The 26,270-nt window shown below is 40.4% G+C and carries 21 protein-coding genes; 3 read left to right on the top strand and 18 right to left on the bottom strand.

Annotated elements, in window-relative coordinates; all coding sequences use genetic code 11:
- Nucleotides 1–124 precede the first annotated feature (124 nt).
- Nucleotides 125–1,792 carry a response regulator gene (locus ACMUMK_RS05755; RefSeq protein ID WP_414700162.1) on the top strand — a complete coding sequence of 556 codons (1,668 nt, stop codon included), beginning with the start codon at nucleotides 125–127 and terminating at the stop codon, nucleotides 1,790–1,792.
- Here ACMUMK_RS05755 and tilS read toward each other — a convergent pair whose 3' ends face one another.
- From tilS to rpsB, 18 genes are all read right to left on the bottom strand, one after another.
- On the bottom strand, nucleotides 1,793–3,151 hold the full coding sequence (gene tilS, locus ACMUMK_RS05750) for a tRNA lysidine(34) synthetase TilS (RefSeq protein WP_414700161.1): 1,359 nt from the start codon (nucleotides 3,149–3,151) through the stop codon (nucleotides 1,793–1,795).
- 73 nt (nucleotides 3,152–3,224) lie between these two features.
- Nucleotides 3,225–4,181: an acetyl-CoA carboxylase carboxyl transferase subunit alpha gene (gene accA / locus ACMUMK_RS05745; protein ID WP_414700160.1), complete on the bottom strand. Its 957-nt coding sequence runs from the start codon at nucleotides 4,179–4,181 to the stop codon at nucleotides 3,225–3,227.
- A gap of 53 nt (nucleotides 4,182–4,234) precedes the next feature.
- Nucleotides 4,235–7,654: a DNA polymerase III subunit alpha gene (dnaE, locus tag ACMUMK_RS05740; protein ID WP_414700332.1), complete on the bottom strand. Its 3,420-nt coding sequence runs from the start codon at nucleotides 7,652–7,654 to the stop codon at nucleotides 4,235–4,237.
- An 81-nt stretch (nucleotides 7,655–7,735) separates the two neighbouring features.
- Nucleotides 7,736–8,314, bottom strand: a complete 579-nt coding sequence (gene rnhB / locus ACMUMK_RS05735; RefSeq protein ID WP_414700159.1) for a ribonuclease HII — start codon at nucleotides 8,312–8,314, stop codon at nucleotides 7,736–7,738.
- Nucleotides 8,314–9,471, bottom strand: coding sequence for a lipid-A-disaccharide synthase (gene lpxB, locus ACMUMK_RS05730; protein ID WP_414700158.1), 1,158 nt, complete (start codon nucleotides 9,469–9,471; stop codon nucleotides 8,314–8,316). The genes rnhB and lpxB overlap by 1 nt, the downstream gene beginning before the upstream one ends.
- 3 nt (nucleotides 9,472–9,474) lie before the next feature.
- Nucleotides 9,475–10,242, bottom strand: coding sequence for an acyl-ACP--UDP-N-acetylglucosamine O-acyltransferase (gene lpxA, locus ACMUMK_RS05725; RefSeq protein WP_414700157.1), 768 nt, complete (start codon nucleotides 10,240–10,242; stop codon nucleotides 9,475–9,477).
- Nucleotides 10,243–10,245: 3 nt separating this feature from the next.
- A complete protein-coding gene (gene fabZ, locus ACMUMK_RS05720) occupies nucleotides 10,246–10,692 on the bottom strand; it encodes a 3-hydroxyacyl-ACP dehydratase FabZ (protein ID WP_414700156.1) in 447 nt (148 codons plus the stop codon).
- A 35-nt stretch (nucleotides 10,693–10,727) separates the two neighbouring features.
- The gene (gene lpxD, locus ACMUMK_RS05715; RefSeq protein ID WP_414700155.1) at nucleotides 10,728–11,765 is read right to left on the bottom strand and encodes a UDP-3-O-(3-hydroxymyristoyl)glucosamine N-acyltransferase; all 1,038 of its coding nucleotides are present in this window, start codon (nucleotides 11,763–11,765) and stop codon (nucleotides 10,728–10,730) included.
- Between the two features lie 43 nt (nucleotides 11,766–11,808).
- A complete protein-coding gene (locus tag ACMUMK_RS05710) occupies nucleotides 11,809–12,324 on the bottom strand; it encodes an OmpH family outer membrane protein (protein WP_414700154.1) in 516 nt (171 codons plus the stop codon).
- A gap of 43 nt (nucleotides 12,325–12,367) precedes the next feature.
- Nucleotides 12,368–14,845 (bottom strand): outer membrane protein assembly factor BamA, encoded by a 2,478-nt coding sequence (bamA, locus tag ACMUMK_RS05705; RefSeq protein ID WP_414700153.1) that lies wholly within the window; start codon nucleotides 14,843–14,845, stop codon nucleotides 12,368–12,370.
- Nucleotides 14,846–14,908: 63 nt separating this feature from the next.
- On the bottom strand, nucleotides 14,909–16,261 hold the full coding sequence (gene rseP / locus ACMUMK_RS05700; RefSeq protein ID WP_414700152.1) for a sigma E protease regulator RseP: 1,353 nt from the start codon (nucleotides 16,259–16,261) through the stop codon (nucleotides 14,909–14,911).
- Nucleotides 16,262–17,467 carry a 1-deoxy-D-xylulose-5-phosphate reductoisomerase gene (ispC, locus tag ACMUMK_RS05695; RefSeq protein ID WP_414700331.1) on the bottom strand — a complete coding sequence of 402 codons (1,206 nt, stop codon included), beginning with the start codon at nucleotides 17,465–17,467 and terminating at the stop codon, nucleotides 16,262–16,264.
- An 11-nt stretch (nucleotides 17,468–17,478) separates the two neighbouring features.
- Nucleotides 17,479–18,342 carry a phosphatidate cytidylyltransferase gene (locus ACMUMK_RS05690; protein WP_414700151.1) on the bottom strand — a complete coding sequence of 288 codons (864 nt, stop codon included), beginning with the start codon at nucleotides 18,340–18,342 and terminating at the stop codon, nucleotides 17,479–17,481.
- A 34-nt stretch (nucleotides 18,343–18,376) separates the two neighbouring features.
- Nucleotides 18,377–19,120 carry a polyprenyl diphosphate synthase gene (gene uppS, locus ACMUMK_RS05685; protein WP_414700150.1) on the bottom strand — a complete coding sequence of 248 codons (744 nt, stop codon included), beginning with the start codon at nucleotides 19,118–19,120 and terminating at the stop codon, nucleotides 18,377–18,379.
- Nucleotides 19,121–19,138: 18 nt separating this feature from the next.
- Entirely contained in the window at nucleotides 19,139–19,696 is a 558-nt protein-coding gene (frr, locus tag ACMUMK_RS05680; RefSeq protein WP_414700149.1) for a ribosome recycling factor, read from the bottom strand.
- A gap of 27 nt (nucleotides 19,697–19,723) precedes the next feature.
- A complete protein-coding gene (gene pyrH, locus ACMUMK_RS05675) occupies nucleotides 19,724–20,452 on the bottom strand; it encodes a UMP kinase (protein ID WP_414700148.1) in 729 nt (242 codons plus the stop codon).
- A gap of 162 nt (nucleotides 20,453–20,614) precedes the next feature.
- Nucleotides 20,615–21,487 (bottom strand): translation elongation factor Ts, encoded by an 873-nt coding sequence (gene tsf / locus ACMUMK_RS05670; protein ID WP_414700147.1) that lies wholly within the window; start codon nucleotides 21,485–21,487, stop codon nucleotides 20,615–20,617.
- Between the two features lie 125 nt (nucleotides 21,488–21,612).
- Nucleotides 21,613–22,344: a 30S ribosomal protein S2 gene (gene rpsB / locus ACMUMK_RS05665; protein ID WP_414700146.1), complete on the bottom strand. Its 732-nt coding sequence runs from the start codon at nucleotides 22,342–22,344 to the stop codon at nucleotides 21,613–21,615.
- Between the two features lie 330 nt (nucleotides 22,345–22,674).
- Here rpsB and map point away from each other — a divergent pair, with 330 nt between their 5' ends.
- Both map and glnD read left to right on the top strand, forming a co-directional pair.
- Complete coding sequence (gene map, locus ACMUMK_RS05660) at nucleotides 22,675–23,466, top strand: type I methionyl aminopeptidase (RefSeq protein ID WP_414700145.1); 792 nt, start codon at nucleotides 22,675–22,677, stop codon at nucleotides 23,464–23,466.
- Between the two features lie 53 nt (nucleotides 23,467–23,519).
- On the top strand, nucleotides 23,520–26,138 hold the full coding sequence (gene glnD / locus ACMUMK_RS05655) for a [protein-PII] uridylyltransferase (protein WP_414700144.1): 2,619 nt from the start codon (nucleotides 23,520–23,522) through the stop codon (nucleotides 26,136–26,138).
- The last annotated feature ends 132 nt before the right edge of the window (nucleotides 26,139–26,270 follow it).

The raw sequence follows: 26,270 nt of genomic DNA, 5'->3' as shown, positions 1-26,270 counted from the left end.
TAAACCTTGGGAGATGGTTTGCGCTATGACTTACTTGATTTTGCTAAAAACTAGACAATTTGCTCGGGTAATAATAGATTACTAGTAGGTTATATAAACATATGATTTGTAAAGGAATGAAAGCTTGATAGAAATCCCAGATCAAAAGCCATGGAACGAGTTAAAAGTGCTGGTTATTGATGGGCAACCTCTCGTACATACCGTTATTCAAAACGCTTTGGTTGATGCGGGCATAAATAATATTCACAGCGCGTTTAATGCCTATGCGGCGTTACGTTTATGCGGCACTATTAAGTTTGATATGGTGCTGATTGCATTTGATGTTAAAAGTGACAAGGACGGCTTTAACCTCTTAGAAGAAATGAAGTTTAAGGGGTACATTAGCAAAACCACTTGTGTGATTTTTCTGAGTGCAGATACCAGCGAAAGTTTAGTGAACTGTGTTGTAGAAATGGAGCCCACAGATTTTTGGGTTAAGCCATTAGATAAATCTAAAGTTGAGCATCGTATTAAGCAACTTTTGATGATTGAAAAAAAGCTTTACGCTTTACGTTATTGTTTTGAACAAGAAGAATATGCCACGGCTATTTATTACGCTGAAAGACAACTAAAAGACGACACATTAGTTTTATATCACCCCCATATAAACCGTTTAATTGGCCGCAGTTTAATTAACCTTCGAGAATACAAAGACGCTCAGCGATTTTATGAAAAACTGGCAGAAACATATGACTACGCTTGGGTACATGTAGGGTTAGCCAACTCACTTTTAAAGCAAAACATGATAACAGAGGCCACTGAGTTAACAGACGCTTTGTTAAAACGTGAAGACACAAAGTTTGCTACCTATGATTTATTGGCCGAATATTATATTGCCAGAGAGGAGTTTCAGCTTGGCTACGAGATCATCCAAGAGGCCACAAAACTCGCCCCTCGCAATATAGAGCGTAATAAAAACTCTTGGAATTTAGCCAGGTTAAACCATGATAGGTTAGGTCAATATGTTGCTACTAAAAACATGTTGAAATACGCCAAAAACTCCATCCATGATACTCCCTTACTACAACTTAACGTTATACGTTCTGCTATCGATCTAGCGCCTACCCTCACTTATGACGAAGCTAATAAGTTAATAGCGAGAACCGAAAGAATTGTTAATGAGCTTAAGTCTGACTTTGGTGCAGCCAATGAGCTGGGTGAACAATTAGATATTATTGAAATTCGTATCATGAATTCTCGGAAGAATAAACGGGAAGCAGAAACCGCCTTACAAAGGCACTTTCGGCAAACTTTACCGGTTAGAGCACAAAAATACTTTGAGGATAACTTAGATAAAGTTAAGGCATATCATGAAGTGGGCATGTGGGAGCAATCCATGTTACTACTTGAACAAATGAAAGAGTTTATGTCTCAAGACTCTTTCACAGGAAAAGTATTAACAGCTTACATAGACCAAGAGTCCCGCGAGCGTAAAGATATTAGGTATAACCCTAGAGAAATTGCCGAAATGGCATCTTCTTACTATAAAAACCAGCGCTACCATCCAGCGTACAATCTGTTGTGCCAAGCTACCCAGCTATCTCCAAAAAACAAAAGTATATTAATTAGTATTTTAAAAGTACTGGCTATTATTGCAGAAGAAGAAGGCCTTACCGAAGCAGAAACAGAGCATGCAAAAGGATGTATAGAAAATTTAGATGGCTCGGTGTTAACAGCTACCCAAGAGGAAGACTTTGAAGAATATAAAACACGCATTTCAAAGGCGCTAACAAAAGCAGCGTTAGGGATTTAGTTAGCTGTATAGGCTAATGTAGGTGCACTTAGTACTCTGCTTTACTTCAGCGTAGTAGTAATTGTACTCATTCATTAAGCCTATCACCCGCTCGTTTTGCATGAGGATAAGGGTTCTATCTCGTTCCCATGGCGGTACTTTCCATTGTTTAAACCATTGTTTGATAGGTTTACTATGGGGGCTACCGCTAGGCTTAAACTTGGCTGAGTATCCACCTAAGCGCACTGTTAATGGCCCAAAATCTGGGTTTATCACCAGTGCCTCTTTATTTGAATTTGATTTATGTTCACTAAAGCATAAATGACCAAGGCTTTCAGGCAGAGGCATCATGGCTTCACCTTGCCACACCTTTGTAAACTCTGGTAATTCCTTTGGCACAGGGATCACATAAAGGTTTTGATTAAAGCGTCTAAACTGCCAATCTTGCCATTGTAATATAGGGGTGGCATCGTCTGCTGCTAACAAAACTTGTGGTAATAGTTTATTTAAAACCGCTAGAGGCGGGCTCGAAATACTTTGTTGTAGTAACCAGTAGCGCACCACTTGATGTAACCACTTTTCAGTTAATTTACTAAGCTCGCTAATGGATAAGCTGTTTTCAGCGGTTTGAATATCAACTAATTTTTCGGCGCTTATCTCATCTAACATGTCTTGCTGTTGCGCGCATAAACTCGCACTACGAGAGACCGATTTAGCTAGCTCAGGCCACCTTTGTATTAAATTGGGGACAACATCTTGACGTAAAAAGTTTCTGTCAAACTGTGTATCTTGGTTCGACTCATCTTCACACCAATTAAGTTTTGCCTGAGTGGCATACTCATTAACTGCTTCTTGGCTAACGTCTAAAAGTGGGCGATAAAAATGCACCTGCTTTTTATCTGTATTCCCTGCGTTAACAGTCCACTTCTGATTCATAGCCGATAACCCCTTGGGGCCAGCGCCTCTTTTTAACTGTAATAAAAACGTTTCTAGTTGGTCGTCTTGGTGCTGAGCTAAAAGCACATAGCTTTTGTTGGGAGCTAACTCTACAAGCTTTTGATACCTAGCATCTCGAGCTTGGGCTTCTAAACTTTGTCTAGCTTTGACTGTAACGGCTACCTTGGCAGTTTGAAAAGTGACGCCCAATGCCTTGCAGGTTTGTTGGCAATGCTTTTGCCATTGATCGGCGTTTTTACTCAGCCCATGATGAATATGAATGGCATGTAAAGTAAACCTGTAACCATGGCTTTGCTTAAGCTGGCTAAGTGCATGAAGCAATACATGGGAATCAACCCCACCACTGTATGCAACTACTAGATCTTTGGCCTCATCCAAAGGGGCTGTCGATAAGTGAGTATGTAATCTAGTGAGTAGTGACATTTTATCCCAAAAACAAAAAAGCCATTCGCCTTAAACCAGCAAATGGCTTTGTAGTATATCCTAAGCTTAACGCTTAGCAGTAGCCAAAAGACATCAAACGTTTGTAACGCTCTTCTAGCAATTCTTCTACTGATAAACTCGCTAGTTGCGCCAGCTGTTGCTTAATAGTGGCTTTTAAGTTTGCAGCCATACTGTCGTGATCTCTATGGGCTCCGCCTAATGGCTCTTCAACTATATGGTTGATGAGTCCCAACTCTTTAATTTGCGTGGCACTAACACCCATTGCTTCAGCAGCTTGTGGGGCTTTCTCAGCGCTTTTCCATAAAATAGAAGCACAACCTTCAGGAGATATAACAGAGTAAGTGCTGTATTGCAGCATGTTCACTCTATCGCCAACACCAATTGCTAAAGCTCCACCAGAGCCACCTTCACCAATTACGGTACAAATAACAGGAACTTTTAATCCAGCCATTACTTTTAAGTTTTTAGCTATGGCTTCACTTTGACCACGCTCTTCTGCACCAACCCCAGGATAAGCGCCTGGTGTGTCGATAAAGGTGATAATAGGTAAGTTAAAACGTTCTGCCATTTCCATTAAACGCAGGGCTTTACGGTAGCCTTCAGGTTTAGGCATACCAAAATTACGTATAATTTTTTCTTTAGTATCACGGCCTTTTTGATGACCAATGATCATCACAGGTTGTCCGTCAATTTCAGCTAAACCGCCTACTATTGCTTTGTCGTCAGCAAAAGCTCGGTCTCCAGCTAGCTCATTAAAATCGGTACATATACGTTCGATATAGTCATAAGTATAAGGGCGCATCGGATGACGAGCCAATTGAGATACTTGCCATGCACCTAAGTCAGCAAAAATCTTGCGGCTTAGCTCTGCACTTTTTTCTCGAAGTTTAGTTATTTCTTCTTCAAGACTAACATCGAATTCTCCCCCTTGATTGACTAACCTTAACTCTTCAATCTTCGCTTCTAAGTCAGCGATGGGCTTTTCGAATTCCAAAAAATTTACACTCATTGAACACCTAATAATAATTTGTTGCGCATTTCATTTATAGCTTACTGACTACATTAATGAAATTCTAAATTAACCTGCGGCTTACCTAACAACTGTTGTAGGTCATATATTAACTCATCTTGTGGCGTAACGTACCACTGAGCGCCCAAAGTTAAGTCTGCTTTTGCATCCGGATGTACATAATGTACCTGAACTGGGCAACTTCCGCCCTGATATGGCTGAAATATTGTTTGTAGTTTACCCACGGTTGAAGCATTGCACCAGCTTGATTGCATTTGTAATTGCAAACATTTTGCATTTTTCTCCCGTGCTTGCACTAAGTCCATAGCATCGCGGGCCGACATTGTATTGCCACCTGAGAATTCATCAAAGCTGACCTGTCCAGTTATGACCAATATTTTATCCGTTTGCAGCAATTCTTCGTATTGTTCCAGCATATCGGGGAAAAACCTAACATCAATTCGGGCACTTTTATCATCTAAGGTCACTAACGCCCAGCGCTTGCCTCGTTTGTTTGTCATCACTCTGACCCCTAATACTAAACCAACAGCATAAGCAGTTTGGTCTTTAAAGGTAGGTTTTAAGTCAACTAAGCGAGTGGGTGCATAATGCTTGATTTCATTGACATATTGATTAATGGGATGACCCGTTAAATATAAACCTAAGGTGTTTTTCTCTCCCTCAAGCCAGACTTTTTCTGGCCATTCTGGAACATTAGCAAAGGCCTGCTGTACTTGTTCTGGCTCAGTGGTAAGTAATCCAAACATATCTGATTGACCAGACGTGAGATCTTTAGCGTGCTGCCCAGCGGCTGCTAATGCATCAGGCAATGATGCCATTAATGACGCTCGGTGCGGACCTAAATTATCTAATGCGCCTGCCAATACTAATTTTTCTAAAATACGCTTATTGATACGCTTAATATCAATTTTGGCGCAAAAGTCGAACAAGTCGCTAAATTTGCCTTGTTGTTCTCTTGCTTCAATAATGGCTTCGATTGGCCCCTCACCTACACCTTTTACAGCACCAATGCCGTATACAATGCGCCCTTCACTGTCTACTGTAAATTTATGACTACCTGCATTTACATCAGGAGGTAATATGGTTAATCCCATGCGGTCGCATTCATCCACCAAGGTCACTATTTTATCTGAGTTATCCATATCGGCAGACATAACTGCTGCCATAAACTCGGCGGGATAATGGGTTTTAAGCCACAGAGTTTGATAAGAAACCAAAGCGTAAGCTGCAGAGTGAGATTTGTTGAATCCGTAACCCGCAAACTTTTCAACCAAGTCAAAAATTTTACCAGCTAGGTTAGGATCAATACCGTTTGCTTCAGCTCCGTCTTCAAACGCTCCCCTTTGCTTTTCCATCTCTTCGGCTTTCTTTTTACCCATAGCTCGGCGTAATAAATCGGCGCCACCTAAGCTATAGCCCGACATAACTTGCGCTATCTGCATAACTTGTTCTTGATACAGGATAATGCCGTATGTGGGTTGCAGAATTTCCGTCAAGCACTCATGTTGATATTCAGCATCTGGATATGAGACTTCCTCACGGCCATGTTTACGGTCAATGAAGTTATCTACCATGCCCGACTGCAAAGGACCGGGTCTAAATAAGGCTACAAGTGCAATAATATCTTCAAATGAATCCGGCTTGAGGCGCTTGATAAGCTCCTTCATTCCTCGGGATTCTAATTGGAATACAGCCGTGGTTTCGGCGTTTTGCAATATCTTAAATGAGCGAGGATCATCTAAAGGAATGGATGCGATATTTACATCGATATTTTTCCCTAGCTTAATCATATCTATTGCCCATTGGATAATGGTCAAGGTACGTAAACCAAGGAAGTCAAACTTCACCAATCCTGCTGTTTCTACGTCATTTTTATCAAACTGGGTAACGGGGTTTTTACCTTCGTCATCACAATAAAGGGGGGCAAAGTCGGTAATAACTGTGGGGGCAATAACCACACCACCGGCGTGTTTACCTGCATTTCGAGTCACACCTTCAAGAATACGGCACATATCGATGAGTTCTTTGACTTCTTCGTCTTCATCATATGCTTCTTGTAACCTAGGCTCTTCTACAAATGCTTTTTCAAGAGTCATACCCGGAGTAGGAGGGATTAGCTTTGAAAGACGATCAACAAAACCATATGGGTGCCCTAACACCCTACCAACATCTCTTACTACTGCTTTTGCGGCCATAGTTCCGAAGGTAATAATCTGTGATACCGCATCACGTCCGTACATTTCCGCAACGTGGTCAATAACCTCATCACGTCTGTCCATGCAAAAATCGACATCAAAGTCAGGCATAGAAACCCGCTCTGGGTTCAAGAATCGCTCGAATAGCAAATCGTATTCAAGTGGATCTAAGTCGGTAATATCCAATGCATAAGCAACTAAAGATCCGGCACCTGAGCCTCGACCAGGTCCCACTGGAATATTGTTATCTTTACTCCATTGAATAAATTCCATTACGATCAAAAAGTAACCTGGGAATCCCATTTGGTTAATCACGCCCAGTTCGATGTCTAACCTTTCGTCATACTCTGGACGCTTTTCCTGACGCTCCTGTTCATCAGGAAATAAAAACGCTAATCGTCTCTCTAACCCTTCTTTAGATACCTTGACCAAATAATCCTTAATATCCATGCCTTCGGTTGGGAAGTCAGGCAAAAAGTAAGTTCCTAATTGCACGGTAACGTTACACCGCTTAGCAATTTCTACTGTGTTATGTAAGGCTTCTGGAATGTCTGAAAACAGCTCTGCCATTTCTTGTGGCGAGCGTAAGTACTGTTGTTCGCTGTATTCTTTTGGCCTACGAGGGTCAGCTAAGGTATAGCCATCTCGTATGGCTACGCGTATTTCGTGCGCTTCAAAGCCTTCTTTGTCAATAAAGCACACTTCATTCGTTGCCACCACTGGTAGTTCGTGATCAGTGGCCCACTCAACAGCGCGGTGTATATAGTCTTCTTCACCTAATCGCGCGGTACGTGTTAATTCAATATAATAACGGTCTGCAAAGTGTTCTTGATAAAACTGAGTAACTGCCAAAGCGACTTTATGGTTGCCTTTGGTTAAGGCAATACCTAAGTCTCCTGACCTTCCTCCAGAAATAATTAACACACCTTGATTGTGCTCAGCTAGCCAGTTTTTTTCTATTACAGGTTTGTCTTGAAGGCTGCCACGTAAATAAGCTTTAGAAATAAGTAAGGTAATGTTCTTGTAACCTTGGTTATCCATTGCCAATAAGGTTAAACGAAAAATTCTTCCTTCCATTTCATCACTTTGAACCCAAAAATCAGTCCCTATGATTGGCTTGATACCATTACCATGTGCTTGACTGTAAAACTTCACCAAGCCACACATATTCATTTGATCGGTTATTGCCACCGCAGGCATGTTCAAGTCTTTGACTCGTCCCATAATCGGCTTAATTTTATTTAACCCGTCGACCATAGAAAAGTCGCTATGTACCCTTAAATGTACAAAGCTTGGTGGAGCTGATGGGAGATGTTCTGTCATTTATGTGCCTGCTACTTAGCTAAGTCGTACTATGAGAGCCCGCTCTACTGGCTTAAAACTCATTCTATATTCTGGTAAAGGCCCCAATTCTTGTAACTTAGCCAGATGAAAAGCTGTTGGATAACCTTTATGTTTTGCAAACCCGTACTCTGGGTGTTTAGCGTCTAGCTCTAACATTTCTTGATCACGGGTGACTTTAGCGATAATCGAAGCTGCTGATATTTCTGCTATCAGGCCATCACCTTTTACCACTGCCTCACTTGAGTAACGCCACTGTGGGCAGCGATTTCCATCAACCATGACATGCTCCGGCTGTATGGTAAGGCCATCAACCGCTCGCGTCATAGCTAACATAGTGGCATGTAAAATATTTAACTCATCAATTTCTCTTGGGCTAGCGCGGCCAATAGACCAAGCCAAAGCTTTTTGCTTAATTTCTAGAGCCAATGTTTGACGTTTTTTTTCTGATAATTTTTTTGAATCTGTTAATCCAGATATGGGTTGGTTAGGGTCGAGTATTACCGCTGCGGTGACCACGTCGCCTACTAAAGGGCCGCGCCCTACTTCATCAACACCTGCTATCAAACGGCTCATTATTTTGCCTCTATTAGTTGCGATACCGCTAGGGCTGCTTGCTTATCAGCCCCTTTACTCAATGACTTATGTAAGCTTTCAAACTTCTTTAGCAACGCCTTTTGCGCTTCAGAGTCTTTATCTTTCAACATAGGTAACAGTAAATTCGCAATTGTTTGCGGGTTTACGTCATCTTGTAATAGTTCTGGAATTAACTTTTCGTTTGCCAATACATTAGGCAAAGTAAAATACTTGGCTTTGTAGAGCCACTTCATCATCTGATAAGTCAACTCACTTAGCTTATAGGCAGCAACCATATTTTTCTTACACAGCATTGCCTCTAGTGTTGCGGTGCCAGAGGCTAACAAAACTGCATTTGAGGCAATCATTACGTCTCTTGCGTGACCAATTACAATTTGAATATCCAAGTCGGGTAAGTTTTGCCGAATATAATCATCAACTTGGGCTTTACGTTGTCTATTTACAACGGGAATAACCACTTTGAAGTTTTCAAGGCTTGGCTTTAACAACAACGCAGCCTTGATAAATATATCTAAAAGTGTGTCTACTTCTCGTTTACGGCTACCGGGTAAAACAGCTAAAACAGTCTGAGTATCTTGTATGTTTAACGACTTTCTTGCCTTGGCAATATCTGGGGTGATATCTATGTCGTCTGCCATGGTATGGCCCACAAATTCACAAGGGATATTGTGTTTATCGTAGACTTGTTTCTCAAATGGAAAAATACTCAAGACTAGGTTTGTAGCTTTAGCAATTTTGAAGATTCGTTTCTCGCGCCAGGCCCAAACAGTTGGGCTAACATAATGCACAGTTTTTATCTTGTGTGCTTTTAACTTACCTTCTAAGGCTAAATTAAAATCTGGAGCATCAACACCAATAAATACATCGGGAGGGTTATTTAAAAAGTGCTGTAAAACGGATTTGCGTATGTAAAGTAGACGTCTGAGCTTAGGTAATACTTCTATTAACCCCATTACCGACAACTCTTCCATTTCGAACAATGAGTGGCAGCCTTGGGCCAACATTTTTGGCCCAGCTATACCTTCAAATATAGCATTTGGATAGCGTTGTTTTAGTTCTTTTATTAGGCCAGCAGCGAGTATATCTCCGGACGCTTCACCCGCGACTATCCCTACCCTAAGTATGTTGTCGCCCATGATTTAGCGCGCAATACCTCGTGAAGAATTTGCCACGAAGTCTGCCATGAGTTTAATTTCTGGTAAATCACCGGGCATTTCAAGTAACAACTTAACAGCTTCTTCAGCCCTGTGACCTTGACGATACAGAATTTTATAAGCACGCTTAATTTGCATAATAGTTTTACTATCAAAGCCTCTACGTTTAAGCCCTTCGGCGTTTATAGTCCTTGGAGTGCTGTCGTTTCCTAGCATCACAAATGGAGGGATATCTGCTAACACAATTGCTCCACCACCAACAAAGCTATGGTCGCCGATTCGGCAAAACTGGTGACAAGCTGTGGCTCCACCCATAATCACCCAATCACCAATATGTACATGACCGGCTAAAATTGCGCTAGTCGCCAAAATGCTATTGCTACCAATTGAACAATCATGGGCAACATGTACGTAGCACATTAATAAGTTATTAGAGCCTATTGTGGTAACGCTATTATCTTGTACCGTTCCACGATGAATAGTTACAGACTCACGAATAACGTTATTGTCACCAATAATAAGTTCTGTTAATTCACCGGCGTATTTTTTATCTTGGCAATCTTCACCTATCGATGCGAACTGATAAATGTGGTTGCCTTTACCTATAGTGGTTTTGCCTTTCACCACTACATGAGACTCAAGTTTGGTGTTGTCACCTATGGTGACATTCTCATCAATAAAACAGAAAGGCCCAATACTGACATTCTTGCCAATTTTGACACTTGGGTGAATAACGGCTGTTGAATGGATCACGTGTTACATTTTCCTCATTGCACACATAAATTCAGCTTCACATGCATCGACACCATTTACACTAGCAACACCATGAAACTTCCAAATACCACGACGTTCTTTAATTAGATCTACGTGCATGTCTAAACGATCGCCAGGTACTACAGGTGTTTTAAAGCGAGCTTTATCAACACCGGCATATAAGTATAGGTCATCTGTATTACCTTGGGTTTTGAATCCTAGAACACCGGCCACTTGAGCCAAAGCTTCTAAGATCATAACGCCTGGAAAAATAGGCTTACCAGGAAAATGTCCTGTAAAGCATGGCTCATTAAAGGTAATGTTTTTATACGCATCAATAGATTCATTGATAGTATAGTTAGTCACTCTGTCTACTAATAAAAATGGATATCTGTGGGGTAATAACTCCATGATATCTTCTATTTCAAGAGTGTTTAAACTATTATCCAAAGGGTATACTCCTAAACTGGTAAATGAGCAGTATTCTAACTGCCTTGCTGGGATTTTTCTAAGGTTTTAACACGCTGGTTTAGAGAGGCAATATTTCTAAGGGCGACCATATTTTTACGCCACTCTTTATTTACAGCAGCAGGTATACCCGAAGAATATACACCTGGTTCTGTAATACTTTTTGTCACCATACTCATGCCAGTAAAAACAACGCCGTCACATATCTCTATGTGGCCATTTATCCCTACTAATCCAGCAATGCTGCAATTTTTTCCAACCACTGTGCTGCCTGCAATTACAGAACAACCAGCCATGGCAGTGTTTTCGCCAATCTCTACGTTATGGGCAATCTGACATTGATTATCAATAATAACGCCATCAGCCAAAATTGTGTTGTCTATGGCGCCACGATCAATTGTAGTACTTGCACCGATTTCAACTCGATTACCTATTACCACAGAACCTAATTGAGGGATTTTGATCCATTTACCATTTTCATTAGCATAACCAAACCCATCACTGCCAATGACAGTATTGGCTTGAACCAAACAATCTGAACCTAGTACCACATTGTGATAAATGCTGACGTTAGCCCATAATTTAGTGTTAGCACCTAATTTAGCATTTTTACCAATAAAGCATCCGGGGCCAATTTGAACGTTGTCGCCTAGTTCAACCCCAGTTTCTATAACGGAATTTGCTGCTACTTTAACATTGTCACCCAATACAACGTCAGCAGCGATAACCGCATGAGGAGATATCTCATGGGCCGCATCTGGCGTGGTATCTAACAACTGTGCAGCTTTTGCAAACCCAATATATGGGTTTTTCATGACTAAAGCTGAACGTGAACAATGAGAGAGTTCATCAGGATGTAAAATAATAGCTTGAGCCATCGAATCCTGAAGCTGGCTACGATACTTGCTATTTGATAGAAATGAAATCTGACCATTACCAGCACTAGCCAATGTTGACAGGCCGGTAATTGGAGTATTTTGAGTATCGCTATTCGCTAGGTGCAATTCGGCACCTATATGATTGGCTAACTCAATTAAACTAACCGAATGACTCAAAATGCCTCCCGCTTATTAAATATAAAAAAGTTAACTAAGTTGCTTAGTTAACTTTACTGACTTGTTCTAATACTAGTTTAGATATGTCGTGGTCAGGATTAATAAAAGCAACTGAGTTTGCATTCAAAATAACGTCATATTTTTCTTTTGCAGCTACAGCATCAACACCTTGCTTAATTAAACCAAGCAATTTATTTTGCTCTTCTTGCAGACGTTGTTGAATTTCTTGCTGAAGCGGTTGAGCTTTACTTGCATATTCATTGCGAAGCCCTACGATTTTTTCTTCAAGCTCTTTCTTTTCTTTTGCGCTCATAGTGGCCGCATCACGTTGGTTTTTCTCAAGATAGTATTTAATGTCTTTTTCTAAGCGACTTACTTCTTCTGTTTTATCTTTAAACTCAACAGCAATAGCTTCTTGAATATTTGCAGCTTGCGGCATGTTTTGAAAAATACCTTGAACATTAACTGCACCAATTTTTTGTTCTGCAAATGCAGCTGAGCTTGTTACAGCGGTTGCGAACAAAGCACTTGCTACTAAACTTTTAGTAAATTTTTTCAAAAGAAACTCCTATTTCATAGTGATTGTCTACGCAATCATAAAATTAAAATGTTTGACCGATGTTAAAGGTAAAGAATTTAGAGTCATCGCCATCACGTGATTTTATGGCTTTGGAGAAACTAAATACCATTGGCCCCATTGGTGATAACCATTGTACAGAGATCCCGCTAGAAGCTCTATAAAGGAATGGGTCACTATAATCTAATAATGGATCATCATTAAATTGGGTGTTTAGCGTAAGGTCTCTGTAAGAGTCATAATCGAACTCAGTATCCCAGACGTTACCAACATCAACAAATAAACTGGTACGCACTGAGTTATCAAAATCCACCTCAACAAAAGGTGTAGGAACGATTAATTCAATGCCACCTAAAAACATAGCATTACCACCTAATGAACGTGACGATATAGTAACAGTATCACTTGTAGAATCACCTAATATCGCATTACCATTAGGATCTACAGCAGCAGTTGTTGGCGTTAACTGTACACCACGGGGCCCAACTGTATTGTTTTCAAAGCCACGTAAGCTATCTGCCCCACCAGCTGTAAAGTGTTGGGTAAAGGGTAAAATTTGGTCTATGCCACCGGCATCACCGTAACCGTTACCATAACCTGCTTTTAATCTTGCTAAGAAAGACCAACGCTGGTTACGGGAAAGTGGGAAATACCACTTACCGTCAATTTCTGTCTTAAAGTAGTTTACGTCCGAGTTAGGTGTAGTAATACCAAAAGATGCTCTTTGTGAAGACCCAGCAGTTGGGAACACGCCTCGGTTTAACGTTGAGCGAGACCAAGCGACAGAAGCTAAGAAGCTATCGTAGTTAATTGCTGAGTCTGGATTTTCTTCATCAACGAACTGGTTATTAAAACGAGTGGTTTGCTCGTAGGCTTGTCGTTGGAAAAGTTCAACATTACTGTAGGTTAATCCAAAATTAATACGGTTAAACTGGTTAATTGGATAACCAATATTAGCACCCAAAGAATACTGCTTACTGTTGTATTGAATTAAGTTAGCTGAACTACCGTCAAACTCACTGTAAGAAACAGAACCCCCTAAACTTATACCGTCAACTGTGAAGAAAGGGTCAGTATAAGAAAGTTGAACGCTTTTTTGATACGAAACTGTGCTCACGTTAAAAGCAATACGTTTACCTGTACCTAAAAAGTTATCTTGCTGAATGCCGGCATTCAAACTTAATTTAGTACGGTCACCATAACCGATACCTGCATTGAAGGCGCCTGATGGCTGCTCTTTTACCGAAAAGTTAACGTCAACTTTGTCTTCTTCACCCGGTAAACGTACAGTCTCGAAATCAACGGTTTCCATGTAGGTTAAACGTGATAATGCATTTTTAGATTGCTCTAAGGTTGCATTAGATAACCAAGAACCTTCCATTTGAGATACTGATTGGCGTAACACTTCGTCTGCGGTACTGGTATTTCCTGCAAAATTAATTCGACGTACATAGATGCGTTTGCCAGGGTCAACGGATAAAACCAGTTTTACTGTTTTATCTTCATCGTTAATATCGGGAATAGTTGTGACTGTTGGATATGCATACCCAAATCGGCCTAAGTATTTACTGATGAATTCTTCTGTGTAGGTGACTTCTGCTTGATTATACATTTCACCTTTTTTAAGAGGCAATACAGCATTTATGTAGTCTTCGTGACCTAAAACGTCACCAATAAGCTCAATATCAGAAATAGTATATTGTTCACCCTCATCGACATTTAGGGTCACATAAATCCCTGTTTTGTCTGGCGTCATGGTGACTTGGGTAGAATCTATGTTAAAACGAATATAACCGCGGTCCTTATAGTAACTAGTAATAGTTTCCATATCACCAGTTAAAGTTTGCTTCTGATAACGTGTTTCAGATAAAAAGTCCCACCAAGGAGCATCAAATTTTAGCTCAATAGGATCAAGTAATTCTTTATCGGTAAATGTTTCATTACCCACTACGTTTATCTGTTGAATTTTTGCTGAATCGCCTTCTTCAAACAAGAGTTTCAAATCTACTCGGTTTCTAGGAAGTGGCGTGATAATAGCCGTTACATTGGCATTATATTTACCGATACTGTAGAAAAAGTCTTTCAAGCCATTTTCGATAGAAGTTAATACGGTTTTATCGAGTGGCTCACCAATAAGAATATTGGCATCATTCAAACTTTCTTGTAGTTGCTCATCTTTAATATCGTCATTGTCTTCAAATACAATACTGCTGATAGTTGGGCGCTCTTTAACCCTCACAATAAGCGTATTACCATCTCGTAAAATTTCTATGTTTTCGAAATGGGTTGAAGAATACATAGAACGAATGAGCTGGGATACCCTAAAGCTATTCATTTCATCACCCACATTTATGGGCAAATAGGTTAGTGCGGCACCTAATGCAACACGTTGTAAACCTTCTATTTTAATGTCTTCGACTACAAATTCACTACCAGAGGCAGCTTTTGCAACGCTAGTAATGGATAATATTAATCCGGCAACAACTAACTGTATAAACTTCATTTATTAGTATTCTTCCTAAAAGCACAACAATAAAGCGTGCTTGGTCTAACAGACCGATAAAAATTATAAACGCGCAATATCATTAAAAATTGCGATGCTCATTAATAGCAGTAGCAACACGCCACCAACTTTAAACCCTATTTCTTGTACAGACTCAGGGACGGGACGACCACTAAAGAGTTCGATAACGAAATACAACAAATGCCCACCATCTAGAACCGGCAAAGGCAAAAGATTAATTATGCCTAAATTCACACTAATTAGCGCTAAAAACCCTAAAAAGTATACCAGACCAGAGCTGGCGCTCATTCCCGCACCTTGCGCTATCGCGATAGGCCCACTTAGGTTCTTCACTGATACATCACCAGTGAGTAGTTTACCAAGCATTTCAACACTGAGCGTCATCATACGCCAGGTTTTATCCATGGCTTTTTTTGTAGCGTCGACTACGCCATATTGATGTGTAAACAACATACCATCAGGCCAAGCTTCAAAAGTTGGAGTAACCCCCATGTAACCTTTGCTTATTCCTTGCTCGTCTTGCTGGCCTATAGTGCCCTCAAGTCTTACATTTTGACCTTCTCTTAATACATCAACCTTCACAAATTGATTTGCTCTAGATGATACGTATCCCACTATTTGTTCCCAATTATCCATAGTAGTTCCATCTAAACGCAGAATTTTATCATTTGGACGCAACCCAATATTATCTGCAGCGGAATCAGGCAGGACATAACCTATGATATTTGACACTTTTGGGCGAAAAGGAGTCAAGCCTAAACTCGCTATAGGAGACGCCTTATCTGGATCAAAAACCCAATCTTGAATGCTAACGACAGCTGAGCGCTCAGACACTTGGCCAGCTTCTGTCCATTTAAGCTGCATGGCATCTTTGCCTATATGTGAAATAAGTTCATAATTCACATCTTCCCAATCGGCAACCTTCCTATCGCCAATTTGCGTAATAATAGCATTTTTAGGTATTTCGCTCTGACTAAATATACTCTCTGGCTGGATATCACCTACCACTGGTTTTACCGTTTCTAACCCAATTAGGTACATGATAAATAGAGCCAATATAGCAAACAAAAAGTTAACCACTGGGCCTGCCGCTACTATAGCGATACGTTTCAACACGTGCTGTTGATTAAATGCGTAGGGTAAATCTTTCTGAGCAACTACATCTACTCTTTCATCCAACATTTTAACGTAGCCACCAAGAGGAATAGCGGCAATTACATATTCGGTTCCTAACTTATCTTTTCTTTTCCAAAGAGCTTTACCAAACCCTATAGAAAACCTTTCAACTTTAACCCCACAACGTCTAGCAACCCAAAAATGTCCCCATTCATGAACTGCCACTAGGATACCTAAAGCAATAACAAAACTTGCAACTGTCCATAGAAAACTTAACATTTAATTAGCTCCTACCATATGGGTAACACTTTTGTTTTTTATGATATCAGAGGCTATTTGCCTAGCATTTTTATCGCAGGCAATTACATCTTCGATGCTATTTAAAGCATGGGACGGTATTTGTTGTAAACACTCACTATTAACTTCCGCTATTTGCGTAAAGTTAATCTTGCCTTGTAAAAACGTCTCAACTACAACTTCATTCGCAGCATTAAGACTAGTGGTAGCGTATTGCCCAGCATTACTGGCTTGGATAGCTAGATCTAAGTTTGGATAACGTTCTTTACTTGGCTCAGTAAAACTAAAATCAGCAAGCTGCTTAAAATCTAGGGCTGACACACCAGATTCGACACGTTTAGGGTAAGCTAATGCATGGGCAATGGGAGTTCGCATGTCTGGATTTCCCATTTGAGCAATGACGGAGCCGTCTATATATTGCACCATAGAATGAATAATGCTTTGAGGATGCAACACGACCTGAATGTCATCTGATTGCAAGCCAAATAACCAGCGAGCTTCAATGAACTCTAAACCTTTGTTCATCATAGTAGCCGAATCAACAGATATTTTACGTCCCATACTCCAATTAGGGTGAGCACAAGCTTGCTCTGGACGCACCTTTGGCAGCTCTTCTAACGGCATAGATAAAAAAGGGCCACCCGAACCAGTCAACAAAATATTGCTAATACCAGAACCTTGTAAATCACCATAAGTGAAATCTGCAGGTAAACACTGAAAAATCGCATTGTGCTCACTATCAATAGGAAGTAGTTGAGCATTATGTTTATTCGCACTTTGAATAAACAAGTCACCAGACATAACAAGTGCTTCTTTATTGGCTAATAAAACCTTTTTGCCTGCTTTCACTGCTGCTAAGGTAGGCAGCAAACCTGCAGCACCGACAATAGCCGCCATGACCACATCGACCTCTGAGTCACTTGCCACTTGCTCAAGGGCATCAGTGCCAGCTAAGACTTCACAGTTTAATGAACGTTGAGAAAATAGCTCTTGGGCTTTTGCGAATAAACTTAGGTCGCTTACTACTACATATTTAGGGTTGCACAATAGTGCTTGCTCTAGCAGGAGCTCAAGATTGCTATTTGCAGTTAATGCAAATACATTAAAAGACTCAGGATGTCTTAGTAATACATCAATCGTACTTTTACCAATAGAGCCAGTAGCACCTAGTATGGTAACTTGTTGGATATCACCCGCCATTACGCCATCCACATGACATAACAAAAAGCAAAAATAGGAAAGGCTGCAGTTAGGCTATCTATTCTATCCATAATCCCCCCGTGACCTGGTAACAAGGTCCCGCTGTCTTTTATCCCTGCACAGCGTTTAAACATACTCTCATTCAGATCACCTAAGGCAGAAACACCAACGGTTAAAGCGCCAATCACAACGTGCAACCATATACGAGAAGGGTCGACTTGATAATGTAAGGCGGCAAAAGTAATGATGGCAGAAGAAGCAAAAATCCCCCCCATTAAGCCTTCGTAGGTTTTACCTGGCGACACTCTGGGACGTAATTTATGTTTTCCGAATTTTACGCCCACAAAAAATGCGCCTATGTCAGCCGCCCAGACAATTCCAAGTACATAGAAAATCAAAGAAGCACCATAATAAGGGTCAACGTCATATAAACTGGTTCGTAACGAAACAACCGCTACCCAAGTGGGGATAAGTGTAAAAAACCCAAAAATCCCTCTTAATACCTTACTGCAATACCAAATAGAGCTAAACTTCGGGTACCCCAATATCATGCCAAAAGATATCGCCCACCAAATTGCAGCTACCCCTAGAATATAAATATATAGAGTATTAAGCTGCCCTTGATACCAAATCAAATCTGTTGGCAAAAGTATGGATAGAGCAACACATACACCCGCAACCAATATGGCATAAGCATATTTTGTATAAGTTCTAGTTATGCCTGACATGCTCGACCACTCCCAAGCACCTAAACCTATAATTGCGGCAATAACTAGTTGAAAACTAAACAGGGGTAAAAATAAAATAGCAAATAATGCTAAGGGCGCTAAAATAAGCGCTGTGATAATTCGTTGTTTTAACACTTTTCCACCTTAAGCCTTACTCTTAAAAGACTTGTCATTCACTAATCTGCTCGCCAGTTTTACCAAAGCGTCTTTGACGTTCATTGAACGTATTTACAGCAGATTGGAAAGTTTCCTCATTAAAATCGGGCCAGAATTCTTCGGAAAAATATAATTCAGCGTAAGCAATCTGCCATAATAAAAAATTACTAATGCGTTGCTCACCGCCAGTACGGATCAATAGATCAACTTCAGGAATATCACAGGTACTTGTATATTGATTAAAAACATTTTCATCAATATCATCCAAATTAAGCTCACCAGCCTGAACACTCTTTATTAGATTTTTGCTTGCATTGACAACATCCCAGCGGCCTCCATAATTCGCTGCAATGTTTAAGGTTAAAGCATCATTTTGAGCTGTTAACCTTTCTGCCTCACGAATTTTTTCAACTAACTTGGTATCAAAACGGCTTGTGTCGCCAATTACCCGCAATCTAACATTATTCTTATGTAACTTTTTAACTTCGCTACCTAGAACCATTTTAAATAGTTCCATTAGCACACCAACCTCTTCCTCTGGTCGGCTCCAGTTTTCACTACTAAAAGCGAACAAAGTTAGAAACTTTACGCCATTTTTAAGGGAATAAGAAACCGAAGCCCTTACCGCTTTCACTCCAGCCTTATGACCAAAGGTACGGATTTTCCCTTTATTTTTAGCCCAGCGGCCGTTGCCATCCATTATGATGGCAACATGTTGGGGCGTAATATTTGAGTTTGGTAAATTAGATGTATTCATGAAATAGAAAAAGCCCAGTTATACTTCCATTAGGTCTTTTTCTTTAGCCAACAAAATCTCATCAACTTGTTTAACATACACATCTGTTAACTTTTGAATAGATTCTTCACCACGACGGCAATCATCTTCACCAATTTCTTTTTCTTTAAGTAGCTCTTTAATATCACCATTAGCATCACGGCGAATATTACGGATTGCTACTTTACCTTGCTCAGCTTCACCCCGAACCACGCGAATAAGATCTTTACGACGCTCTTCAGTTAATGCAGGCATAGGAATTCGCATGACAGCACCAGCACTCATCGGATTTAGTCCTAAATCAGACTGCATGATTGCTTTTTCTACTGCTTGAGCCGCACTTTGGTCAAATACAGTTAGTGCTAGGGTACGAGCATCTTCTGCAACTATATTGGCAAGCTGTTTTAAAGGAGTGGGAGCGCCATAATAAGGCACCATAATACTGTCTAGTAAACTAGGGTGCGCCCGTCCAGTTCTAATTTTACTTAGCTGCCCTTTTAAAGCGACAATACTTTTTTCCATACGCTGACGCGCATCATCATTAATTTCATCAATCACGGTAATATTCCTATTATTGCTTTTATCTTAAGAGTGGCAGATCACTGTGCCTACATCTTCACCCATAACGACAGACTTTAGACAGCCAGGAGTATTCATATTAAACACTCGAATAGGTACGTTATGGTCTCTTGCTAAAGTAAAGGCAGCTAAATCCATTACTTTAAGTTCTTTATCTAACACTTCATCATATGACAAAGTTTTATAGAGTTTTGCATCTGGGTTAGTTGCGGGATCAGAATCGTAAACGCCGTCAACTTTAGTCCCTTTTAGTACTGCGTCAGCATCGATTTCGATGCCACGAAGACAAGCAGCAGAATCTGTTGTAAAAAATGGATTACCTGTACCTGCAGAGAAAATGACAACGCGGCCAGATTTCAACAAGCTGATTGCTTCTGCCCAGTTATATGAATCACAGACACCATTTAACGGAAATGCAGACATCAAACGAGCATTGACAGAAGAACGGTGCAAAGCATCACGCATGGCTAATCCGTTCATAACCGTTGCTAACATCCCCATATGGTCACCAACAACTCTATTCATTCCTGCTTTGGCTAGGCCTTCACCGCGGAATAAGTTACCGCCACCAATAACCAAACCGACTTCAATACCTAACTCCACAATCTCTTTGATTTCAAGCGCCATACGCTCTAACACTTTGGGGTCGATACCAAAGCCTTCGTCCCCCATAAGGGCTTCACCACTCAACTTTAATAATATTCTGCGATAAGTAGATTTAGGTACGTTACTCATAGGTGGTATTTCCTTAATATGAAAAGACAGAGATCTCTAGGGTTGCTCACCCTTCTTAGTACATATAAAAAAGCACCTCAAAGTGAGGTGCCAGTATTATACCCAAACAACTTTAAAATGCATGTTTCAGCATGAATTAAAATTGATTTGAAGTTTAGCTGTTTACTTTTTAGCTGCTGCCATTTGTGCAGCAACTTCTGCAGCGAAGTCTTCTTCTTTCTTCTCGATACCTTCACCTACTTCAAAACGTACGAAGTTGATAACATCCGCACCTTTTGACTTAAGTAAATCACCAACTGAAGTTGAAGGATCTTTAACGAAAGGTTGACCAGTTAAGCTGATTTCGCCTGTGAATTTCTTCATGCGACCAAGAACCATTTTTTCTGCGATTTCAGCAGGCTTTCCTGATTTCATGGCGATATCTAGTTGAATTTCTTTCTCTTTAGCAACAACTTCGTCAGCAACGTCTTCAGGTTTTACGAATTGTGGGTTAGATGCAGCAACATGCATTGCAATATCTTTAGCCAATTCTTCATCACCACCTTGTAGGATAGCAATTACACCTATACGTGCACCGTGAACGTATGCACCAAGGTTATCACCTTCAACCGTAATAACACGACGAGGACTGATGTTTTCACCGATTTTAGCAACTAAAGTATCACGAGCTTCGCTTACTTTAACGCCATCGATTTCTGCATCATTTAATGTGTCCATATCACTAATTTTATTTGCAGAAGCAACGTCAATTAGTTTTTGACCAAATGCAATAAAACCGTCATCACGAGCAACAAAATCAGTTTCACTGTTTAATTCGATCATAGTTGCAACGCCAGGAGCAACTTTAGTCAAAATAACACCTTCAGCAGCAATACGACCTGCTTTTTTAGCGGCTTTAGCTTGACCATTTTTACGCATGTTTTCGATTGCTAGCTCGATATCACCATTAGTCTCAACCAATGCTTTTTTACAATCAAGCATGCCAGCGGCTGTACGCTCACGCAATTCTTTAACTAGGGCTGCAGTAACTGCCATTTTTGTTTCCTCAGCAATATAATTTAACTTTAAACATCTATGAAAACAGGGGCGTTGGCCCCCGTTTGTTTAATTTAATGTGGCAATAATAAGATATTGCCTAAGTGCTTCATTTTGTCAGCTAATTACTCAGCCGCTTCTACGAACTCACCTTTTTCAGCTTGCGCTTCAACAGTTTGCTCACGACCTTCGATTACAGCATCAGCTGCAGCATTCAAATAAAGTTGTACAGCACGGATCGCATCATCGTTACCAGGTACGATATAATCAACACCGTCTGGGTTTGAGTTAGTATCAACAATAGATACTACTGGAATACCAAGGTTACCAGCTTCAGTGATAGCGATATGCTCGTGGTCAGCGTCAACTACGAATAAAACGTCAGGCAAACCGCCCATGTTTTTAATTCCACCAAGACTTGTTTCAAGCTTAGTCATTTCACGCTGAAGCATTAATACTTCTTTTTTAGTCAACTTGTCGAACGTTCCGTCTTGGCTTTGTTGCTCAAGATCTTTTAAACGTTTGATAGACTGACGAACTGTTTTCCAGTTAGTTAACATACCGCCTAACCAGCGTTTGTTAACATAAAATTGGTCACACTTATCAGCAGCTTCTTTAACTGCATCACTTGCAGCACGTTTAGTACCAACGAAAAGAATTTTTCCTTTCTTAGCAGCAACGCCACCAACGAAGTTAAGTGCTTCGTTAAACAAAGGAACTGTTTTTTCTAGGTTGATAATATGAACTTTATTACGTGCACCAAAGATGAAAGGTTTCATTTTTGGGTTCCAGTAACGAGTCTGGTGTCCGAAGTGTACGCCTGCTTGAAGCATGTCGCGCATAGATACATTTGCCATTATATAGATTCCTCAATATGGGGTTAGGCCTCCATACATCCCAGATTTCGATCCTCTTAGGTTTACCCTAGAAAGACACCCCGAAATATGTGTCGATGTATGTGTGTTATTAATGCTAGAAAACCTAGCTACTTCGCGATAATTTGAAGACTATAATGTCCCCATTAATTTCAGCGGTGCGCTTTATAACATGAGTATTTTGAGGATTCAAGTTTTAGTCTAAAAATCCACGATTTATGCACCAATTCCCTAAAATTAGACCCTAGCGAGAATCTCTCCAAAAAGTTACAATAGCCTCCATTAATAAATGAATGAACTAGGATATTCGTTTTGTCAGGTACCATTAAAACCGCTGAAGAAATTGAAAAAATGCGAGTAGCAGGTCGTCTTGCTGCTGACGTACTACAAATGATTGGGCCGTACGTCAAAAAAGGCGTTACTACCAACGAATTAAATCAAATTTGTCATGACTATATAGTTAATGAACAAAAATGTATCCCTGCTCCACTAAATTACGGGCAGCCACCTTTTCCTAAATCTATATGCACCTCAGTCAACCACGTTATTTGTCATGGTATTCCAGCAGACAAGAAGCTGAAAGATGGAGATTCTGTAAACATAGATGTCACTGTTATCAAAGACGGCTACCACGGTGATACATCTAAGATGTTTGTAGTTGGTAAACCATCAATACTCACTGAACGGTTAATTAGGGTAACTCAAGAGGCACTGTACATAGGCATTAAAATGGTGAAACCAGGCGCCCGATTGGGTGATATTGGTCACGCTATTCAACAGCATGCTGAAAGCCATAACTATTCAATTGTTCGAGAATATTGCGGCCATGGTATTGGAGCTAATTTCCATGAAGATCCACAAGTGGTTCATTATGGTAAGCCTAATACTGGAGAAACCTTAGAGGCCGGTATGTGTTTCACTATCGAACCTATGGTAAATGCCGGTAAGCGCTATTCTAAAATCCTTCCTGATCAGTGGACAGTAGTGACCAAAGACCGAAGTTTAAGTGCCCAATGGGAGCATACTTTACTCGTCACAGAAAATGGCGTGGAAATACTAACACTTCGTGATGATGAGAATATAGATCGCATCATTAATCATTAGTTTGTATCTCGTACATTAATCATTTGAAAATAATCCTTTGCAAGGGGTAGACATTGTCGCTACAAAATTTATTAAACGAAGTTAAATCAATCAATAACATTGATAATTTTGCAGCCTGCAAAGGATTAATAACTAAGAGCTATGATTGGCTGACAAAAACTGACCTTAGTACCGCAAATATCGACGACCTAATTTTAGGAAGAGCCACTTTTATCGATGCTCTGCTAGGTCAAATTTGGGAGCTAATGGGATTATCTGCACAAAAACACATAAGTTTAGTGGCGGTTGGAGGCTATGGACGGGGGCAGTTACAACCTTATTCTGATATCGATCTGCTGATACTTAGTAAAAAAGCGCTATCAAAAGAACAACAAGAGCAAATTGGCACATTTATTACATTTTTATGGGATATAGGTCTGGATATAGGTCAATCTGTTCGCACTATCAAAGAAACCATCCAACAAGCTAAACAAGATGTCACCATTGCAACCAACTTAGTGGAAGCCCGTTTATTAACGGGTAGCGAAGATAACTTTTTAGCGCTACAACAAAAACTTCAAAGTAGGGGTTACTGGAGTAGCAAAGACTTTTTCTTGGCCAAGTATCAAGAGCAGAAGCTGCGCCACGCTAAGTTCAAAGACACATCTTATAATTTAGAACCAAATGTAAAAGAAAGCCCAGGCTGCCTAAGAGATATTCAATCAATAGGTTGGGTGGCTAAAAAACACTTTAACGCAATAGACGGCAAAGAGTTAGTCAGGCACGGCTATTTTACGCCTGAAGAGTTCTCTGAATTAATAGAATGTCGTGAAACCCTATGGCGCATACGTTTCGCTCTACACCTAGTTGCTGGGCGTAGTGAAAACCGCTTACTATTTGACTACCAAACTGACGTAGCCACTCGTTTAGGGTTTGGAAATGATGGTAAAGCCTCTGTTGAACGCATGATGAAGTCATTTTTTAGGACTGTCAGACGTATCAGAGAGCTAAACGATATGTTGCTGCAAAGATTTGGACAAGACGTTTTGGCACTGAAAGTTAAGCAAGGTGTTGACGTTAACCAAGACTATGAGCTGCTCGATGGCTTAATTGCTCCGAAGCATGAAAATGTATTTGCATCACCCGAGGATATTCTTAAGTTTTTGCTACTTGTTGCCAGCACTCCAGAAGTCAAAGGACTTCACTCAAGCTGCTTACAACAACTAAGACAAGCAAGGCGGACCTTCAGTAACCAATACTATGTTGAAATAGAGTCTTGCAGAACACTATTTTTAGAGTTGGTTAGGCATCCAAATTTCTTTGGTCTTGGATGGGATATCATGCATAAGCACGGTATTTTACAAGCTTATATCCCAGAGTGGGACCACATAGTAGGAATGATGCAGTTTGACCTCTTTCACGCTTATACAGTGGATGAGCATACCCACAGACTAGTTAAGAACATTCATCATTACAGCTCACCAGAGAACAAGGAATTTCCACGGTGTGGCAATATAATGAAAAGCCTCAGTAAACCTGATTTGCTCTTTATCGCAGCTATTTTTCACGACATAGGTAAAGGTCGTAATGGTGACCATTCCAAGTTAGGCGCTGTAGATGTGAAAAAGTTTTGTGAGCACCACGGCTTAAAAGACAAAGATACCGAGCTAATTCGCTGGTTAGTAGAAAGTCATTTACTTATGTCTGTGATAGCCCAAAGAAGAGACATATACGACCCTGAAGTCATTAATGAATTTGCACAAGCAGTGCGTACTCACAATAACTTAAACCATTTATATGTGTTAACCCTAGCTGATATCAGAGCTACCAATGACAACCTTTGGAATGATTGGAAAGCATCTTTACTGAGAGAGCTTTATTTGCTTACTCAAAAAGCTTTGGATAATGGTCTTGAATGTAAGGTTGCTCTGCAAGATAGAATAAACGAACACCAAACCATAGCCCGAGAGTCTTTGTTGGCCAATGGAATGAATAACACCCAAATTTCGCAATTTTGGCATAGGCTGAGTGATGACTATTTTGCTCGATTCAAACCAGAACAAATAGCTTGGCATGCAAATGTTATTTTAGCGTCACATCCTATGACTGACGACTTTTTATTGGTAGGCACCAGTGAAGGGACGTCTAAAGCCGGTGCAGAACTTATCGTTTACGGCAAAGACCGCGCCAGAATGTTTGCACAAATTGCTTCTGTTTTAGACAGTAGAAACTGCTCAATACGTGACGCACAAATCATGCGCACTCATGATGGGTACATATTCGATAGTTTCATTATTCAAGAGCATAATGGAGATAGGATAACCTCCCCATCCAGACTTAAGAGCTTAAAAGAAGCCGTTGAAGAACAGCTCAATAAACCCGGCGTACAGCATACTAATAAAAGAAAAATGTCTCGCCAAATGAAGCAGCTAGACGTTCCCACTAAAGTTCGTTTTTATACCAGCAAAACAAATACTTCAATTGTTGAGCTTGAAGCTTTAGACGCACCAGGCCTTTTGGCCACTATTACAGAGCAATTTATTGCCTTAAAGTATAAGCTGCACCAAGCTAAAATCACTACCATTGGCGAGAGAGCTGAGGATTTGTTTATTATTACTAACGAGCATGACCAACCACTGACCCATGCCGAACAAGTTGAACTTAAAAATCGACTTCGAGAAGCTTTGGATTAACACTCACCTAGACTACGCCCATTAAGATCCACCGGGCGTAGTCAATGTTACTTGTCACAAAACCGCCATTGTTTTGGCACTAAACTGTCATATTCACATAATACCCTTTAGCAAAGCTAATAATGAATTTGA

This window comes from Paraglaciecola sp. 2405UD69-4 (assembly GCF_047525415.1).
Taxonomy (GTDB): domain Bacteria; phylum Pseudomonadota; class Gammaproteobacteria; order Enterobacterales; family Alteromonadaceae; genus Paraglaciecola.
Note: the sequence above shows the minus strand (reverse complement) of the source record. Positions and strands in the feature narration are given on the sequence as shown.

Excerpts from the sequence above, each read along its gene's own strand:
- tilS (WP_414700161.1), bottom strand. The coding sequence starts at position 3,151 with ATGTCACTACTCACTAGATTACATACTCACTTATCGACAGCCCCTTTG.
- accA (WP_414700160.1), bottom strand. The coding sequence starts at position 4,181 with ATGAGTGTAAATTTTTTGGAATTCGAAAAGCCCATCGCTGACTTAGAA.
- dnaE (WP_414700332.1), bottom strand. The coding sequence starts at position 7,654 with ATGGTCGACGGGTTAAATAAAATTAAGCCGATTATGGGACGAGTCAAA.
- rnhB (WP_414700159.1), bottom strand. The coding sequence starts at position 8,314 with ATGAGCCGTTTGATAGCAGGTGTTGATGAAGTAGGGCGCGGCCCTTTA.
- lpxB (WP_414700158.1), bottom strand. The coding sequence starts at position 9,471 with ATGGGCGACAACATACTTAGGGTAGGGATAGTCGCGGGTGAAGCGTCC.
- bamA (WP_414700153.1), bottom strand. The coding sequence starts at position 14,845 with ATGAAGTTTATACAGTTAGTTGTTGCCGGATTAATATTATCCATTACT.
- rseP (WP_414700152.1), bottom strand. The coding sequence starts at position 16,261 with ATGTTAAGTTTTCTATGGACAGTTGCAAGTTTTGTTATTGCTTTAGGT.
- uppS (WP_414700150.1), bottom strand. The coding sequence starts at position 19,120 with ATGAATACATCTAATTTACCAAACTCAAATATTACGCCCCAACATGTT.
- pyrH (WP_414700148.1), bottom strand. The coding sequence starts at position 20,452 with ATGAGTAACGTACCTAAATCTACTTATCGCAGAATATTATTAAAGTTG.
- tsf (WP_414700147.1), bottom strand. The coding sequence starts at position 21,487 with ATGGCAGTTACTGCAGCCCTAGTTAAAGAATTGCGTGAGCGTACAGCC.
- rpsB (WP_414700146.1), bottom strand. The coding sequence starts at position 22,344 with ATGGCAAATGTATCTATGCGCGACATGCTTCAAGCAGGCGTACACTTC.